Origin of the sequence: Pseudomonas sp. 14P_5.3_Bac1 (assembly GCF_025466135.1) — a bacterium.
In the GTDB taxonomy this organism is placed as follows: domain Bacteria; phylum Pseudomonadota; class Gammaproteobacteria; order Pseudomonadales; family Pseudomonadaceae; genus Aquipseudomonas.
In genome coordinates this window covers 1-370 of the sequence record NZ_JANLOF010000029.1, presented here as the reverse complement: position 1 = coordinate 370, position 370 = coordinate 1, and the positions used below count along the sequence as shown (strand labels likewise).

1 protein-coding gene is annotated in these 370 nt (G+C 55.7%); it reads right to left on the bottom strand.

What is annotated here, in order from left to right; translation table 11 throughout:
* The coding region (locus NTD89_RS07435; protein WP_262206917.1) for an immunoglobulin-like domain-containing protein at positions 1–370 on the bottom strand (370 nt) is incomplete at both ends.

Genomic DNA, 370 nt, shown 5'->3' with positions numbered 1-370 from the left:
AGTGATGTTGCCGCCTTCAACGACCGATGGATCTGCCGTCAAAGTTACGGTAGTGGTGTCGATCGAATCGGTGATGGTGGTGGTTGCTGGCGCTGGGTTGGTTGCCAGGTTTTCGAAGTTGCCACCGGTGGCGTTGGTGATCGTCGTGTTGACGGTCGAACCATTGTTGTAGACGTCGTTGGCTGGGGTTTCGAAAACTACAGTTCCGCTGGACTTGCCTGCTTCGATGTTGATCGTCTGGCCGTTGCTCAACGTCACGGTAACCGCAGTCTGCGCCGGGTTTGTCAGCGTAGCGGTGTAAGTAATGTTGCCGCCTTCAACGACCGAAGGATCTGCCGTCAGAGTGACAGTGGTGGTGTCGATCGAATCG